A 16682-nucleotide genomic window follows, 5' to 3' on the forward strand; every position below is an offset into this window, starting at 1 on the left:
TATGGGATCTATTATAGTAAAAGCAAAAAACCTGCAAAAAGTTGTAGAAGAAAACTACATAACCAAAGTTGGCAATAAACTAACTAAAACAGCAGAAGAGGTTAGCATATACACTACAGAAGGTAGTATAAATATGTATTCTAATACTTCTATTGATATAAAAGGGGAAGAAGGGACAACTTTAGGGGAGTATGTAGGACCTCCTGAAAGCAGTTTAACTCAACATCCCGATATTGAAAAAGTTGAATTTATAGATGTAAAAAATAATACTGTATTAAATCAATCTGCTATAAATGGAATTGAAGGCGGAGATGCAACTCAATTTTTATATGGTAATAAACTTAAAATAAGAATAACATTTACAGAAGAACCTGAAAAAGGCGTAAAAGAAAAAATTCAAATAAAATTAAAGGGGAAATCAAAAAACACCGCACAGAAATTTACAAACATCGATAAATTAAAATGGTCAACTAATGTTGAAAACAAAATAATAGAAACAAACCCATTTACATTAGCTTTAGATTGGTATAATGAAGATTTTGAGTATTATGATTCTCATAAAACCAAAATAAAATCAGACGACTTAAATTCATTCTTCTTAGAAATAGCATATAATGCAAGAATTGCTTTTCTTCCAAAAAAAATAAATCATTTAAAACCGATAGCTTACCGTAGGAATTATGAGGAATATTTAGGATTATACAAGTATGAAGATTTAACTGCACCTCACTCAAAAACAAAAGATTTAGTAGATAATTACGAAAACAAGTATATTTCTAAAAACTCTGAAATTCTAACTTTAGTAAAAACATTTTCAGAATTTATAAACCAAGAGGATTTAAAAATTGAAGGCGAGAAAGGAATAAAAAAGCGAGTAGAAACAGATGCAAAAAAATTATGGGAATTAGCCGTTAAACAAGTACAGAGAGACGAATTGGATGACAGATCCTTATACTGGGCTAGAAACAAAATGCAAGTTCATTTAAAACGACACCCTTTGTTTGAAAAGGATATAGATTTTGAAGAAAGTCTTATTAATTCTGGTTCAATATTAGATAATATTATTATTTCATTTGAAGAATTAAGTAGAAATTATACAGGTGTAAGTTTTTCAGGTAAATCAGGGAAAAAACTATTGATAACAGGATTTGACACATTTGTTTTAGACCCAACACAAGGAGGTAATCCATTACAAAGTAATCCAAGTGGTATAAATGCCTTAGCACTACACGGCAAAACTATTGGAGATTATTATATACAGACGTTTATTGCTCCCGTTAGGTATAAAGATTTTGACGAATTTAAGGATGGAAAAGGCATTATAGAAAAATTTGTTACACCTTTTGTAACAAAGGTAGATATGATACTTACAGCCAGTCAGGGAGGTGTTTTTCGGTTTGATATAGATAGATTTCCTGCAAAGAACAGAGGTGGTTTTGCAGACAATATGCATTGGGGAAAAGGAAGTGATGACAACAAAACTTACCTTAAACAACTTACTATTGGTGGTAAAGAATTTTATGAAACTACATTGCCTTACAAAAAAATAGTGCCTAATGTTAACAAACGCTCTGATACGTTTTGGGTTTACTTTAACCAAACGTTTGAAGCAGCTGGAAAAGTATATAGAAATGCTAATATTGAAGGGACACGATTAATAGAGGATATTAGCGATGGTGCACCAGAAAATAATTGCATAATTAATGATTTGAAAGAATTACAGTCTTTACAATCAATTAAAGGGTCTGGAAGTAATTACTTGTCTAATGAAATCTATTATCGAGTTTCAAAGTTGAGGGCAGAGTTAAGACCAACTTTACCAACAGGACATTTGCACGTTCCGTTGACGCAGTACGGAAGAAGTTTTCCTGATTCAAGAGGAAACATAGTAACCATAGATATTAACCCTAAGATGGGAGAATTAATAGAGAAAATCAGAGAAATAATCACAAAAATATAATTATGAAATCCGTTTTATTTATAAGTGTAGTGTTATTTAATTTTAAATTGGTGCTATCCCAACCTATTAGTACTCCAAGTATTGAAATTAAGAAGATTATGTCCAAAAATAAGTCTTTATGTTTTACAACTGTAAATGGAATAGATTATACACTATCAATTAAAAAAAAATGTAAACAGTGTGAGAAATCGTATAATTATAATAATGCTTTAATATCTGTTAATCGTGTTTCTAAATTTATTTATAAAAAAGACACTATGCGATTAAAATTATTATTTGATTCGCATAGCATATTTCGATTTCAAATAGATAAATTACTTTTCCAAAAAGGAGACATTGTTGTTGATTTAAAGAAATGTAAGGAAGTATTAGATTCCAATTACTTTCCCACTTTTACAATAAGGAAGCTTCCCAATGATTGTATGAAATATATTAAAGAAAATGAAGAGCCATAATTATGAAATAACATTTGTTAATGATATGCCGATAGACCAACGCCATATGCCTTGTTGACTAATCAAGATTTGAGTAAAAACATGTTTAAACGCAGTGCAAACTAAAAAACAATACTCCCAGACACAAATAAAGCATCAGATATCTTTTGGGTATATTTTAATCAAACCTATAATGAGTATAGTGGAGGAGATAATAATAGCGATAGGCAGGGAACAGTTTTAAGAGCAAAATTAGAAGACGTACAGGCTTTAGCATCTGGTAGAGGTTCTGGAGGAGGCTATTTGTCTAATGAAATCTATTATCGAGTTGCAAAGTTAAGGGCAGAGTTAAGACCAACTTTACTAACAGGACATTTACACGTTCCTTTAATTCAGAGCAGGTCTTTTTTCGATTATTATCAAAGTGTTGACGAAAATGAAAAAACAAAAGTTAAAAAATATTTTATTTTAAAATGGCAATAAAAAGGGTTTTATACAGAAAAGTACTATCAACATGTTTTAGCTGTAAAAAATATTAAAGAGGAAAGATTATTAATGAAGCACCAAAAAAATATGAATAAGTAATAGAATATTTTATATATGTTAAAAACAGAAAATAACATTCTGGATAACCAATTATATACAGACCAAAGGATAAGGATAAAAAAGGAACCTTTTACCCTTTTGTCTGGACATTTATATACACGTACTTATGGTGTAACTATACATATTACAGATGCACAAAAAGAAAAAACATCTAGAGTTCAATTTGAGACTGAAATAACATTACGTAGGTATCCAGAAGAAGAATGTTTTGAATATACCATAAAAAGAGATAAAATATTTATTAATAAAAGAGCTCCAAAAAAAATAGTAGAAATATTATCTATTAAAACACAAGCTGTTTTATACCCTTTACAACTAAAAACAACGTTTAGTAATGAGCTGTTAGACATTATAAATTACGAAGAAATAATAACGCGTTGGAAAAAAGTAAAACAGCAGTTACAAAAAGAATACACAGGAAAAGCATTTACACAATACATAGCCAAATTTGAAACTAATTTATTGCAAAAACACTATTTACTAAGCTCATTTAAGCAAGAGGTTTTTTACACATTATTATTTCATAATGTGTATAAAGGCTACAATACCTCTTTAGAAAAAAAAGTAGAAATGCAGTTTCCTATACTTAGCTTTAAAAACCCTTTAATTTTTAAAGCAACGCAAAAAATAAACAAATACAAAACCTATTACAATACAGCACACATAACCCTAGATTCTAAAATAAAAAATAACACATCAGAAGCTATATTAAAGGTAGAATATGACTTAGACAGCTCGTCATTTTTATTACAAAATACAATTGCAGAATGTAGCATAAAACACCAAGATACAATTGTAAAAAAAATAAAAGCTACAGTATACCACTTAAGAGAAAAGCCAACCGTAAGGCAATCTTTTAATGACATGGAAGACGATTTAAAACGCAGAAAAAAAGCTCAAAAGAAAGAAGAAAACAAAAGTTTAACCACTAAACAACGCTTTTACAAGTGGTTAAATAGTTAAAATAAGCAATATGGGATTAACAGGAAAACTAGTGTGCCAAGGAGCAGAATGCAAATGTATGCATGGCAATATGCCAGACAAACTAATTGTAGAAACACAAAGTAAACGCTATATTAACGACCCAGAAAATAGTAATAAATTAATGGCAACCAACAAAGAGATTGGGCAACCTTTTGAAGCTAAAACCTTTGGACAGTGCAAATTGCAACCAACACCAAGTGGCTACAAACCCTGCCAGCCTAATATTACAGAATGGACAGACTTTTATGACAAGGTAAAACTAGAAGACAATGGTGGTTATCCTTTACTAGAAGGCAGCAAAGCTACCTGTGCAATATCTGGTGCTCCTTGTGTTAATATTACTTTTCACGGACAAACTGGTGAACCATCAGAATCTAGTTTTGAAGAAGCAGAAGAAGATGCACTATGCCAAGTAAATCCTGTAGTTAACCCTACAGAAATAAACAAAAAAAATATTTACCAAGGTATTAGCGCAGGTGAATATGACGATAATATTTATGGTTATTTTTAACAAATTAGAAAAGGATGACAAAATTAACATTACGAAAAATATTTGCTAAAAGAGATCCTGATAAAATAATTGATGACTTTCAATATTTTGAAATACCTTTAGGTGAAGAAGGCATAGTACTATATGTAAATAACCAATCTTATCTTACTGAGATTCTACGCAAGTTTGCACATGCCCCTGGAGTTCTTCAGGCTAATAAAAAAGACATTCCACATCCTGTAGATGGTACTAATGCCATTGAAAATGTAAAATGGAGCTACATAGATTATGAATATATAGAAAACATTAAAAAGAATCCTAAGGGGATGTTTAATGACCAATGGGGTCCTTGGAAAAATGAAGGCGGAAGTTATACGGTAGCGGAATACGGTATTTTAAAACAATACACAAAGGCTAAAAAGGTAAAAGTTGCTTTTAATAATGAAGCTCATTTAGGAAAAATATATTGGATTGAGGCCTACAATTATTATCCCGAATTCACTAATCCAAATCTAGGCGCTTTTGCTGCAATTATAGGAGATTCACAAGTACTAAATACTACTTTTTCTGAAAATAAAAATGACCCTTTTGAACAAGGTACATATAGGTATGGAGATACCGTATCTTTAACTATAAAAACACACTTATTACCAAATGTAAACACTAGCTATCATGATTTTGCCATTTTTGAAATAGATATTTATGAATATGATTCAGATATAAAAGTTAATAAAACTCCTATTAGATATGTGCAAGAAAATACAGATAATCAAACAGCATATAATACAAATAATACAATTGAAATAAAAATTGAGAAAAAATGGAGAGATAAAGCAAAGCATGATAAAAATCAACTTATAAAATACTTCTATGCAAAGGTAAAAGTATTACATTATAAGAATAAGGATGGGAAATTAGGTAATAAAGCAGACCCTATTAATGATGGAATTTTTTCTTCTCACTCAGCAGGTTCCAAAGTACCTGTTGTTGCTCCAAATGGAGAACAAGTTGTAGTGAAAATTGAAAAAGAAGATTGGGATAAAAAAAGTTTTTTTCAAATAAGTGTATCACATTTAGAAGTAGAAAATGCCGCAAATACATATACTGAAACTCTGGTTACAGAGTATAGCACCAAAGTTACAAAAGAAGAACTTAAAGGAATGCCTTTTTTTAGCGTCTATTACAATACAACTTCTGAATTACTTGACCTTCGCAAGTTAGAAGTAGAAAAAATGATAGCAGAGGTTGTAAAAAATGAATATACCATTAAAAATGACGAACCCTGTAAATTCTCGGCTATACAAGTAAAAGTAGAAGGAAGAGAGTTTATTGAAATTTTTAATGAAAATACCATTACTACTAAAAATTCTGATAACTCCATTAACCTATTTGAAATTGTAGCCGGAGATAAAAAGAAGAAAAAAATCACTATTATCCTAGATTGTTTAGAAGCACAACATTACCAAAGTGAAAGCAAAACCAAACCTAGATGTGATGGTGTTGGCCTTGCTGAAGGACAAAAACATAATAAGGAAAATGTTTTTGATACTCAAAATTTTCCAGTACAATGGATAAGCGAAGAGGACTACACAATTAAAGACAATTCTATTGATGTAAATTTAGGTTATGAATACAACAAAGATTATGCAGACCGCATACTTAACTACTTAGCCTTTGAGCAAGACTATTTAAAAGATGGTGTTTTTGATAAAAATTTAAAAAACATATGGGTTGTAGACTACCTATTAAAAATTATAAATAAAGAAACATTATACCAAAGTTATGCTATACCTGTAAGTACTTGTAGGTACAGTAACCAAGTAGTAAAATTAAATGTGTACCCAGATATGAAATGGGTGATAAACTTTACCTATAACATAAAAGAACCCTTATACTACAACGAAACACCAACTTTATTAGCCCACAATGCTCGTAGTAGTAATGAATTTGATGACTTTTCTGGAAACATAAAACGACAACAAGAAAAAGCCACAAAAAAACATATAGCCTCTGCTTACCAAAACCAAAAAGGTAAATTGGGCATATATGTACACTGTGAGGTTAACGGAAAAGATACTATAAAATTAGGAGGACAATTTTGGGAAAAATACCGAAAAATGCTATCGCCTATTACAAGTATTATCGAATTTTTGGATGGAACGTTAGGGGTATCTGAAGCCAAATCTATTAATGATACCAAATTAAAAACAGATTTAAACTTCAAAAAACGTAGTATTGCAAAACAATCAAAATTACCTGTTAGCTTTGAGCTAATGGCACCCAGTATAGGTTTTGGAGTAGGTATAGGCTATGGCGAAAGTGATAGTGCTATAGTAGATTGGGAGTTAGAAGGGCGTATTATAGCAGACCCAGTTATAGGCGCTAAAGTAAGGTTAGATCTGTTGGCATTGGGTAGTAAGTTAAAACCTTGGGGGATTATTTTAGATGTTTTGGATCTCACAGTGTGGGCAGCAGAAGCCTTTTCTAGAGGGAATTTAGTGGTAGATTATAGAATAGATATTGTTTTTGAGTCACAAATAAAGCTGGTAGGCAAAAAAACAGGGACAGATCCTAAAACGGGTGAACCACAATATGAGAAACACGCTAATCTAAGGTATAACTTTACTAACGGTTATCTAGATCCTAATTTCTCGTTGCAAGGAAGAATTGAAGGAAGTATTGATATGAGTTTTTCAATAACAGTGAAATCAAAAAAAGGAATTAGAGCGTTACCTGATAAAGATAAACAAAAAAGGATTGCAGAACTAAGTGCTGGGGCAAAAGCATCATCTTATGTAGAACTTACAGTCCCAACTGAGTTAAATAGTAAAGGTAATTTAGATGTAGATTTTTTTTACTCAGGAGTTAAATTAGAAGTTTGGTTTAAAGCAAGTATAAATTTGGAAGATACTGATGATGAACCAAATAAATTAATCCCTTTAATACCTCATTATGATTTCAAAAAAGAAATAAAATTTTAAAGATGATGAAAGCTATATTACTCACAATATCTTTTTTTATGCTAAATGGATGTTTAAACGACAAAGCAAATAAAAGTTTAACTAACACGGAAAAAACAAAAATGAATAAAATATATTATTTACATTATAATTTTAATGCCGATTTTGAAATAATTTTTAATGGCGTTTCATTAATAAGAAATAACAAAATTGGAGTTGTTAATGATTATCAATATCTAAATCCATATATAAATAAAAAAGGTGTTCAAACACTAAGTTTAAAAATAAAACCTCAAGAAAAGGATGATTTATTAACAGAAAATTATCTCAAGAACATAAGTATTGATATCTACTATTCTGAAAATGATGAAAATCCACCATTTAAATTAGTGAAGAAATGCGAGTTAAAATCAATTGAAAAACCACTAAAGATTTTTATTGATTCTTGGACATTTGAAGCAGAGGTTCCATACAGCTTAGTTGGACTTGAAAATTCTCAATCTTTTTTAGATAAAGACCAAAATAAATTATTAGAAAAAGTAATTGAAAAATACTCTAATGTTAAAAACATTATTAATAATGGTGATACTTTGAAGTACCTAGAAATTTATAAAAAATCTAGAGAAAGAGAAATGAATTCTATGTATTATGATGTAAGTAAACAAAAAGAATACCTAAATAGTCTAAGTAAAAGAGTATTATCTTCAAAAGGGTTTATGCAGCCTATTTCTGATTACAAACTTTTTATACATCCGAATGGGAAATTAGTCCAATTGGTTAATTCCAATGGCTCTACACCTTTATATTCAATTGATGATAAAGGTAAAAGAAAATCTTATGGATTAATACTTCATCAATTAAAAGGAGCAAATGAATTAGAAGTCTATTAAATGTTTAAACCAAAACATATTGTTCTATTATTTTGTTTAGTGTTTCTACAAAGTTGTTTATCTCAACAGAGACTCCCTTCCATGAAATCAAACTTAAATAGAGAGAGAAAAAAAACAACACAACAGGTAGCGAAAGAAAAACAATACCGATACTACATAAGTATAGGGGTGTATTTACCTTTTGAACTGTACTTAAATGATATTTTAATAAAACACGGTACTACAGGAGTAAGTTCGGCAGTAGAGCTAAACCCATGGTTATTAAACAATGGTACTTATAAGGTTACCATTAAGTTTTTCCCCGATGTAGGTGGCGATACGGTGGTAAATATGGGAAAAGAGCAATTGCCATATCGCTTAGATTTTTATAAAGTAATTATAAACGATAACAGAGATATAGAGCAAGAGAGTGAGCCTATTAATTTGCCATTAATTACTACCAATGAAGATTTACCTTATTTTAAACAAAGTTGGGATATTGAGGTAAAAGATCTGCCTTATGAGCTAGAAGGCTGGCAAAACGGACAAGATTTAAGCACATGGGATAAAGAGACACTACAAAAAAAAGTGATTGCTTATTATGAGAAGTTAAGAACTATATTGAATAATGGGGATGCAAATTCCTTTAATCACTTATGTGTACAACGAGACAAAGAAACGAATGTGTTTAATTATGATTATAATTCGAGAATAGTTCTCGAAGAATTCGAGAATAGTTCTCGAAGAATCCGAGAATATGCTAAAGGAAACATGGTTCCTATTAAAAAATACACTATAAAAATCTACGGTAAGAACAATCAATTGGTGTCTTTAGAAAGAGTAGATAAAGAAAATATGAGAGAAGGCGTTTTAAGAACATTAGAGCCAGATGGAGCAATTAGGATTTACAACATAAAACTCTATCTTCCAAAAGATAGTGATGAGTTTGTTATTATACGTAAATAAGTATAAAATATGACAATAAAAAAGCACCTTTTTATCCTATCGCTGTTTGTTCTTTTTCAAAGTTGCGGGCAAGAAAAAAAATCTCAAGCAGCATTAAATACAAAAATAGAAGAAATAGTAGCTTATGCCACTAAAGGATTGCCTGATTATGAGAAAATGGAAAAACTCCCAGATTTATACAACATCTCCATCTCTAGCTCCAACTGCAAGTATGAAATTTTAATTAGTGATTTACAGTCAGCTGCTTTTTTTAACGATTCGCAAGGGTCTGTAACTTCAAAAACAAAAGGAATTAACTCGTCTTTATTAGGTAGTGGATTAACACCTATTGAAATTCGGTTATTTCCTAGTACAGGGAAGCAGGTGTTAGACAAATATGCATCTATCTCAATAAAAATAGAACACATACCACATATGGGCAGTGCCGAAGGCAGAGAAACTGTGTGGACCTATAAAATGCCAATGTTAGAGCAACCTTTACCTACATTTGTGCATAAAGGAGCGTTTGAGGTTACAGTGCCATTTAAATTAACCTCTTTAGAAAATGCGGTAGATTTAAGCACTTTAGACAGCACCCAATTACGCAAAGAAGTAGATGCCCAGTTTGCTACATTTATAAGTATTTTAGAACAAGGTGATGGGGTTGCTTTACTCGATTTTACTAGAGAGAGAGAGAGAGTAGGAACCGTACAATGGTACTCAACGAAAAAAGAACTTAAAGAAGAAATGGTAACTGATATTGAACGTATACAAAAATCTAAACTAGTTCCTTTACCAAAATCAATACTAAGATTTTATGGAAAAAACAAGATTGTTACACTTAGAAAAGCTAAGACATTAGAAACTTATATATGGATGGATGATGGCGAGTATTATTTTGGGCGTGCTTTAAATTTATATAAAACTAAAGATAATAAATGGCATGTTTGGTAAATATATAGCTCTAATTTTTGGTTTTATATAATAATAAAAAAAGTAAAGACATTGACAACTTATAAAATAATATTCTTATGTTTTTTGGGCTTATCTGTAGCTTGTAACAGCCAAGTAAACCCAGAAGTACAGGAAATATTTAGCAATTTAGGAGAAAACGTAATTGCCAATGACGAAGCTTACAATGCCAATATTCGCATAGGTGCTTGCAGCTACGAAGTACTAATTAACGATATGCGAGTAGACTATTTTTTTGGAAGACTAAATGGTACTACCAGTGGTAGTATTCCTATAAACCCATATATTTTAAAAACAGGCTGGCAAACTTGGACGATTAGAGTGTACCCAGAGTGGAAAGACCGAAGTTATTTTGATACAAATGGTATTTCGGAAGGGGCGTTGGTTGAGTTACAGATAAACAAATACAAATACAAGCCCAATGGCGATGTAGAAACCTTGTATGAATCAGAAAAGTTTGAACGTAAACAACCAGAAGGCGATTACGATGCCAAGTTTCCTGATGCAGGTAAACCGTATGTAGAATATAAGGGGAAGTTTTATGCCGAAGTACCCTATGAATTAGAAGGTTGGAGTAATAGCCAAGATTTAAGTAAAGAAGATAAAGACGAATTGTTTGAAGAATTGTTAATAGAGTACAACACCTACCGAGATCTTATTACCAATAAAGAATTGCCTGAAATTGCTCGAAATATTCACAAAATGAAAGAAGAACGAGCGATAGCTAAAAGTAATAGTAATGAGGAACTACAAGAAATTATTACTAATTTTATAGATGGTTGGGGGCATGATATGACCATGTACCCTATTGAAAAGGTAGCCTTAAAAATGTATGGAAATGGTAAGGTAATTGCATTAGAACGAACGGATATTATGGGGCATACACCTTTAATAGGGAGTTATTTACTTGAAAAAGATGGTGAAAAATATAATAAAGCTGTAGTTATTAGCCTTCACTTTCATCGCCCAAAAGGTTCATCTAAATTAGAAGTAATTCGTTAGTATGAAAACGAGGTTATTCCCTGTTTTATTTATTTTGTTGCCCCTTTTGGTGAGTTGCCAAACCAAAGTAACCAAACAAATGAAAACAGAAGTACAGGAAAATATCAGGAGGGGGCCAGTACCCCATAAAACTCTATCTTCCAAAAGACAGTAATAAATTTGTAATAATACGTAAATAAGTATAAAATATGACAATAAAAAAGTACCTTTTAATTCTATCGCTGTTTGTTCTTTTTCAAAGTTGCGGGCAAGAAAAAAAATCTCAAGCAGCATTAAATACCAAAATAGAAGAAATAATAAGCTATGCTACCGAAGGATTGCCCGATTATGGAAAGATGGAAAAATTACCCGATTTATACAACATTTCTATCTCTAGCTCCAACTGCAAGTATGTAATTTTAATAAATGACATACCAAATACTGCTTTTTCTAATGATTCGCAAGGCTCTGTAACTTCAAAAACAAAAGGAATTAACTCGTCTTTATTAGGTAGTGGATTAACACCTATTGAAATTCGGTTATTTCCTAGTACAGGGAAACAAGTGTTAGACAAATATGCATCTATTTCCGTAAAAATAGAACATATACCACATATGGGCAGTGCCGAAGGCAGAGAAACTGTGTGGACCTATAAAATGCCAATGCTAGAGCAACCTTTACCTACATTTGTGCATAAAGGGGCCTTTGAAGTTACAGTGCCATTTAAAATAACCGCTTTAGAAAATGCGGTAGATTTAAGTACTTTAGACAGCACCCAATTACGTAAAGAAGTAGATGCCCAGTTTGCTACATTTATAAGTATTTTAGAAAAAGGTGATGGCGTAGCTTTACTAGATTTCACTAAAGAAAGAGAGAGAAGGAGTGCTAAAAAATGGTATTCAACTAAAGAAGAACTTAAAGAAGAAATGGTAGCTGATATAGAGGAAATAAAAAAATCTAAATTATTGCCTTTACCGAAAGCTATATTAAAATTTTATGCTAATAATAAAGTTGTATCATTGAAAAATGCGGAGACATTAGAAACTTACTTATGGATGGATGATGGCGAGTATTATTCTGGGCGTGCTTTATATTTATATAAAACTAAAGATAATAAATGGCATGTTTGGTAAATATATAGCTCTAATTTTTGGTTTTATATAAATATAAAGAAAGTAAAGACATTGACAACTTATAAAATAATATTCTTATGTTTTTTGGGCTTATCTGTAGCTTGTAACAGCCAAGTAAACCCAGAAGTACAAGAAATATTTAGCAATTTAGGAGAAAACGTAATTGCCAATGACGAAGCTTACAATGCCAATATTTGGATAGGTGCTTGCAGCTACGAAGTATTAATTAACGATATGCGAGTAGACTATTTTTTTGGAAGACTAAATGGTACCATCAGTGGTAGTATTCCTATAAACCCATATATTTTAAAAACAGGCTGGCAAACTTGGACGATTAGAGTGTACCCAGAGTGGAAAGACCGAAGTTTTTTTGATACAAACGGTATTTCGGAAGGGGCGTTGGTTGAGTTACAGATAAACAAATACAAATACAAGCCCAATGGCGATGTAGAAACCTTGTATGAATCAGAAAAATTTGAGCGTAAAAAACCAGAAGGCGATTACGATGCCAAGTTTCCTGATGCAGGTAAACCGTATGTAGAATATAAGGGGAAGTTTTATGCCGAAGTACCTTATGAGTTAGAAGGCTGGAGTAATAGCCAAGATTTAAGCAAAGAAGATAAAGACGAGTTGTTTGAAGAATTACTAAAGGAGTATAACACCTACCGAGATCTTATTACCAATAAAGAATTGCCTGAAATTGCTCGAAATATTCATAAAATGAAAAAAGAACGAGCAATTACGAATAGTGATAGTAATGAAGAGGTACAAGAAACCATTGCTAATTTTATAAAACTTTGGGGGCAAGATATGACCATGTACCCTATTGAAAATGTAGCCTTAAAAATGTATGGTAATGGTAAGGTAGTTGCCTTAGAGCGATTTGATGTTAGAGGAGAAACACCTTTAATAGGACAGTATTGGCTCGAAAAAGATGGTGGAAAACACGATACAGCTAATGTATTTAGCCTTTATTTCCATCGCCCAAAAGGTTCATCTAAATTAGAAGTAATTCGTTAGTATGAAAACAAGGTTATTCCCTGTTTTATTTATTTTGTTGCCCTTTTTGGTAAGTTGCCAAACCAAAGTAACCAAACAAATGAAAACAGAAGTACAAGAAAATATCAGGAGGGGGACAATACCCCATTAAACTCTATCTTCCAAAAGACAGTAATAAATTTGTAATAATACGTAAATAAGTATAAAATATGACAATAAAAAAGTACCTTTTAATTCTATCGCTGTTTGTTCTTTTTCAAAGTTGCGGGCAAGAAAAAATGAATGATCTATTAGAGTACGAAATTAAAAAATTAGATGAAATAAAAGTTTTTAATACCCAACCTGTATATGCATTACAGTTAAATAAAAACCTATGCAGAGTTCTTATTAGGTGTAATAATATTCCGCATTGGCTTACTTTTTATGAAAACTATGGAGAAAGTATGTTAGTACCCCTTAATATTTATATACCAAAATCAGGCAAGCAATTGCTAACTATACAAGTATTTCCAAAAGAAGGAGATAAGTTTATAGCAGAAAACGCAAATGCAGATATACGTTTGATTCATATGAAAGATAAAGACGATTCTATACAAGACTTTGAAAACCTTGTGGAATTGGGTTTACCTGAAAATTTAGGCGATTTAAAATTACCATATTATGAGTTTACAATTCCTTTTGATGCTGTAGTTCCCTTTGATTTTAGTAAAGAGCTGGAAACGGCAAAAGACCTAAGTAAAGTTAAAAACATAGAGGAATTGGCTGTAAATAAATATAATCAGTTAAAAGAATATATTGAAGAAGGAAAAGGAAAAGCTTTTTTAGACGAAACCAAGAATTTTGAATTAAGACTAATTTCTTACAATTATTTTAGTAAAGATGAAATCATTGAAGATTACAAGATGGGAAATTCAACTACAATGAACTTTTTCTCTCCAGACATTGAAAACACAAAGGTTTCTCCAATAAAAGATTATGAAATAGTTTTTGGATATAATTCTAAGTTAATAACCTTAAGGCGTTTTGATAATAAAGATGCTATACTAGAAATTGAAACTGAAAAAAAAGGAAAAAAAGAAGAAACATCAATCTATTTAACACTCTTTATGCCAGCTGGTAGTAATGAGCTAAAAGTATGGTAATGACTAAATATATTTTAATTCTATCACTGTTTGTTCTTTTTCAAAGTTGCGGGCAAGAAAAAAAATCTCAAGCAGCATTAAATACCAATATATATATTAAAGCTACCTAGTAATTAGGTAGCTTTGTGTTTTATATAAGACTTATCTTAATCAAAAATAGACCAAGAAGATTTACCTGGTTTATCTTTTTTAATCACAGAATCTTCACTTATAACAATATTATCTTTACGTTGCCCTATATACTCAAGAGCACTCATTTTGTTAAATAACCTATCTATTATAGATATAAACTCGCCCAATACCTCAACAGTTTCAGAAATATTTATATGGTTGTAACGGTTATTTAATACGTCTTCAATTTTAGAGTTAAAATTAGAAGGTTTAACATCTGTCCACTCAAAATAATATTGCAGTAATTCTTCTCTTTCTTTTTCATCCATAATACTTAAAGATGTAGAAAACTGATTAGCTAAAATTGATATTTGTTTTGCTAAAAAAATTGGAGATTCTTGTGATACAACTTCCTTTAAATAGTAAATACTTTGACCATAAAACTGATTAAAATCATTACACAACAAAAAAGTATTCTCTGCTAAACGGTTTATTCTTTTATGGTTTCTATTTTTCTTAATTATTAAAATAGAGTTTTTCCTCATTCTTAATAATACCTGTATAAGATCTACCCTAAACTTTTCTAAAGCATCATTATAAGCTACTTTTTTTACTGGAGGTATATAAGAATCGTTTAAAGAAAAAACGCCTTGTTCAGATTTTATTTCGCCAACTACTATAAAATTACCTTGCAAAAAATGCGTGTTAACTTGGTTAACAGGAACAACATCTAGTGCTATTTTTGGTAAGGCATATGGGTGGTGTAATGGAACTACCTCTGGATCTGGCTGCCCTACAGGCACTAACTCAAACGGACTTATAGACACTATTACATAATAGTTATGTATTGAAGCGTCTTCTGCTTCGCTAAAATTAATAACTTTTTTAGGTATATCTTCTTCACCATAAAGCCCTTTATAATATAAAATCTTGTAGCCGTTTTTAGTTATTGCATTACAAGACTTAAGACTTACAGCTATACTAGTACCAGTATCTGAAGACAGTTCTAAATCTAATGCACTAAAATTACTATCTATTGCCTCTAAAATACCAAAATCAAAGTTTTTTTGACCACTAGAATTATAATCTTTAATAGTTTCTAGTATACTATAATATTGTTTAAAAAAATGTTTCTCTGATAGCTTAACTCCATCTGTCCAGTTAATGGGTAAGTTTTGTATTTTATTCGTTTTCATCTTCTTTTATTTTTATACGTCTAACAAAGATCGTTTGTGTGTTGGTAATGTTATTTTCTGTTCCTGTTTTTTCTGCATCTAAAACGCGAGTAAACAACGGAAACTTAAACCACTTGGATGTGTAAAAAATCCACCCCATTTCATCACCACTTTCATCTTCTGTTTTTATAACATCTTGTGGAAACCTAACATTTTGATCCTCTATAAACCTATTAAACCATTTTCCTAAAATCACTTCTGTAGGCAACTTTACCATAAATGACGAATAATCTTTGTCTGTAGGAGATCTTTTAACTTTAACCGTTACCTGTATAAGTGTAAAAGTATCTATCTTATCCCAATACAAATCACTATTTGTATCATGCTCTACACGCCAAGATTTAAAAAATGGTGGAGATATTTTTAAAAAAGAGTCTCTTGCCATTACATAAAATATAGGAACAATAAACCACAACACAGAAGACATTGCCCAAATAGAATATGGCAACCCACTTAAAATATTAAAAATTAAATAATATACCCATGCTGTTAAAATTATAATAGCAAAAGTTACAATTAAAAAGTATGTTTTATTGCCGTCTTTTTCTATTAAACCAAAGGAGTCAAATGTTTTAGTTTTTGTATAAAAAACCATACCAATTCCTAAAAACAAATACGTTAATGCAGTTATTAATAAACCACCCCAAACAAACTCATACCTTAACAAGGCAAACAAGGATGGTAAAATTAGTATTAGTAACGATATTAGTATAAAAAAGATAACCTTTTTTATACGTAACTTCTTTTTAATTTTAGAAAACTTAAGTACTAAAATTAAAAAAACCACCAATAAAGGGGCTAGTAAATATTTTAAAAAAAATGTAATTAATGTATCCATTTCATCTGTATTTTATATCCTTA

General features: G+C 30.7%; 14 protein-coding genes. 12 read left to right on the plus strand and 2 right to left on the minus strand.

Going from position 1 to position 16682, the window contains the following annotated elements:
• Position 1: 1 nt before the first annotated feature.
• The 12 genes from AX016_RS00335 to AX016_RS00390 all read left to right on the plus strand — a co-directional run bounded on the left by AX016_RS00335 (position 2) and on the right by AX016_RS00390 (position 14475).
• Complete coding sequence (locus tag AX016_RS00335; protein ID WP_100893700.1) at positions 2-1960, plus strand: hypothetical protein; 1959 nt, start codon at positions 2-4, stop codon at positions 1958-1960.
• A gap of 2 nt (positions 1961-1962) precedes the next feature.
• Positions 1963-2415, plus strand: a complete 453-nt coding sequence (locus AX016_RS00340) for a hypothetical protein (RefSeq protein WP_157811041.1) — start codon at positions 1963-1965, stop codon at positions 2413-2415.
• Between the two features lie 579 nt (positions 2416-2994).
• Entirely contained in the window at positions 2995-3963 is a 969-nt protein-coding gene (locus AX016_RS00345) for a hypothetical protein (RefSeq protein ID WP_100893702.1), read from the plus strand.
• 10 nt (positions 3964-3973) lie between these two features.
• Positions 3974-4495, plus strand: coding sequence for a DUF4280 domain-containing protein (locus tag AX016_RS00350; protein ID WP_100893703.1), 522 nt, complete (start codon positions 3974-3976; stop codon positions 4493-4495).
• Between the two features lie 14 nt (positions 4496-4509).
• On the plus strand, positions 4510-7455 hold the full coding sequence (locus AX016_RS00355) for a hypothetical protein (RefSeq protein WP_100893704.1): 2946 nt from the start codon (positions 4510-4512) through the stop codon (positions 7453-7455).
• A gap of 2 nt (positions 7456-7457) precedes the next feature.
• Positions 7458-8324, plus strand: a complete 867-nt coding sequence (locus AX016_RS00360; protein ID WP_100893705.1) for a hypothetical protein — start codon at positions 7458-7460, stop codon at positions 8322-8324.
• A 168-nt stretch (positions 8325-8492) separates the two neighbouring features.
• Positions 8493-9269: a hypothetical protein gene (locus tag AX016_RS00365; protein ID WP_157811042.1), complete on the plus strand. Its 777-nt coding sequence runs from the start codon at positions 8493-8495 to the stop codon at positions 9267-9269.
• Between the two features lie 9 nt (positions 9270-9278).
• Positions 9279-10202, plus strand: coding sequence for a hypothetical protein (locus AX016_RS00370; protein WP_100893707.1), 924 nt, complete (start codon positions 9279-9281; stop codon positions 10200-10202).
• A gap of 51 nt (positions 10203-10253) precedes the next feature.
• Complete coding sequence (locus tag AX016_RS00375) at positions 10254-11222, plus strand: hypothetical protein (protein ID WP_157811043.1); 969 nt, start codon at positions 10254-10256, stop codon at positions 11220-11222.
• 188 nt (positions 11223-11410) lie between these two features.
• Positions 11411-12334, plus strand: coding sequence for a hypothetical protein (locus tag AX016_RS00380; protein WP_100893709.1), 924 nt, complete (start codon positions 11411-11413; stop codon positions 12332-12334).
• 51 nt (positions 12335-12385) lie between these two features.
• Positions 12386-13354, plus strand: a complete 969-nt coding sequence (locus tag AX016_RS00385) for a hypothetical protein (protein ID WP_157811044.1) — start codon at positions 12386-12388, stop codon at positions 13352-13354.
• 257 nt (positions 13355-13611) lie between these two features.
• Complete coding sequence (locus tag AX016_RS00390; protein ID WP_100893711.1) at positions 13612-14475, plus strand: hypothetical protein; 864 nt, start codon at positions 13612-13614, stop codon at positions 14473-14475.
• A gap of 146 nt (positions 14476-14621) precedes the next feature.
• Here AX016_RS00390 and AX016_RS00395 read toward each other — a convergent pair whose 3' ends face one another.
• Together AX016_RS00395 and AX016_RS00400 are read right to left on the minus strand one after the other, a co-directional pair.
• Positions 14622-15782 carry a hypothetical protein gene (locus AX016_RS00395; RefSeq protein ID WP_100893712.1) on the minus strand — a complete coding sequence of 387 codons (1161 nt, stop codon included), beginning with the start codon at positions 15780-15782 and terminating at the stop codon, positions 14622-14624.
• Entirely contained in the window at positions 15769-16659 is an 891-nt protein-coding gene (locus AX016_RS00400; protein ID WP_100893713.1) for a TssN family type VI secretion system protein, read from the minus strand. The genes AX016_RS00395 and AX016_RS00400 overlap by 14 nt, the downstream gene beginning before the upstream one ends.
• Between the last annotated feature and the right edge of the window lie 23 nt (positions 16660-16682).

Origin of the sequence: Cellulophaga sp. RHA19 (assembly GCF_002813425.1) — a bacterium.
GTDB lineage: Bacteria > Bacteroidota > Bacteroidia > Flavobacteriales > Flavobacteriaceae > Cellulophaga.

Bases quoted from the DNA above. Each gene is read 5' to 3' on its own strand.
- AX016_RS00395 (WP_100893712.1), bottom strand. From the start codon at position 15,782: ATGAAAACGAATAAAATACAAAACTTACCCATTAACTGGACAGATGGA.
- AX016_RS00350 (WP_100893703.1), top strand. From the start codon at position 3,974: ATGGGATTAACAGGAAAACTAGTGTGCCAAGGAGCAGAATGCAAATGT.
- AX016_RS00335 (WP_100893700.1), top strand. From the start codon at position 2: ATGGGATCTATTATAGTAAAAGCAAAAAACCTGCAAAAAGTTGTAGAA.
- AX016_RS00355 (WP_100893704.1), top strand. From the start codon at position 4,510: ATGACAAAATTAACATTACGAAAAATATTTGCTAAAAGAGATCCTGAT.
- AX016_RS00345 (WP_100893702.1), top strand. From the start codon at position 2,995: ATGTTAAAAACAGAAAATAACATTCTGGATAACCAATTATATACAGAC.
- AX016_RS00400 (WP_100893713.1), bottom strand. From the start codon at position 16,659: ATGGATACATTAATTACATTTTTTTTAAAATATTTACTAGCCCCTTTA.
- AX016_RS00370 (WP_100893707.1), top strand. From the start codon at position 9,279: ATGACAATAAAAAAGCACCTTTTTATCCTATCGCTGTTTGTTCTTTTT.
- AX016_RS00360 (WP_100893705.1), top strand. From the start codon at position 7,458: ATGATGAAAGCTATATTACTCACAATATCTTTTTTTATGCTAAATGGA.
- AX016_RS00340 (WP_157811041.1), top strand. From the start codon at position 1,963: ATGAAATCCGTTTTATTTATAAGTGTAGTGTTATTTAATTTTAAATTG.
- AX016_RS00380 (WP_100893709.1), top strand. From the start codon at position 11,411: ATGACAATAAAAAAGTACCTTTTAATTCTATCGCTGTTTGTTCTTTTT.
- AX016_RS00390 (WP_100893711.1), top strand. From the start codon at position 13,612: ATGAATGATCTATTAGAGTACGAAATTAAAAAATTAGATGAAATAAAA.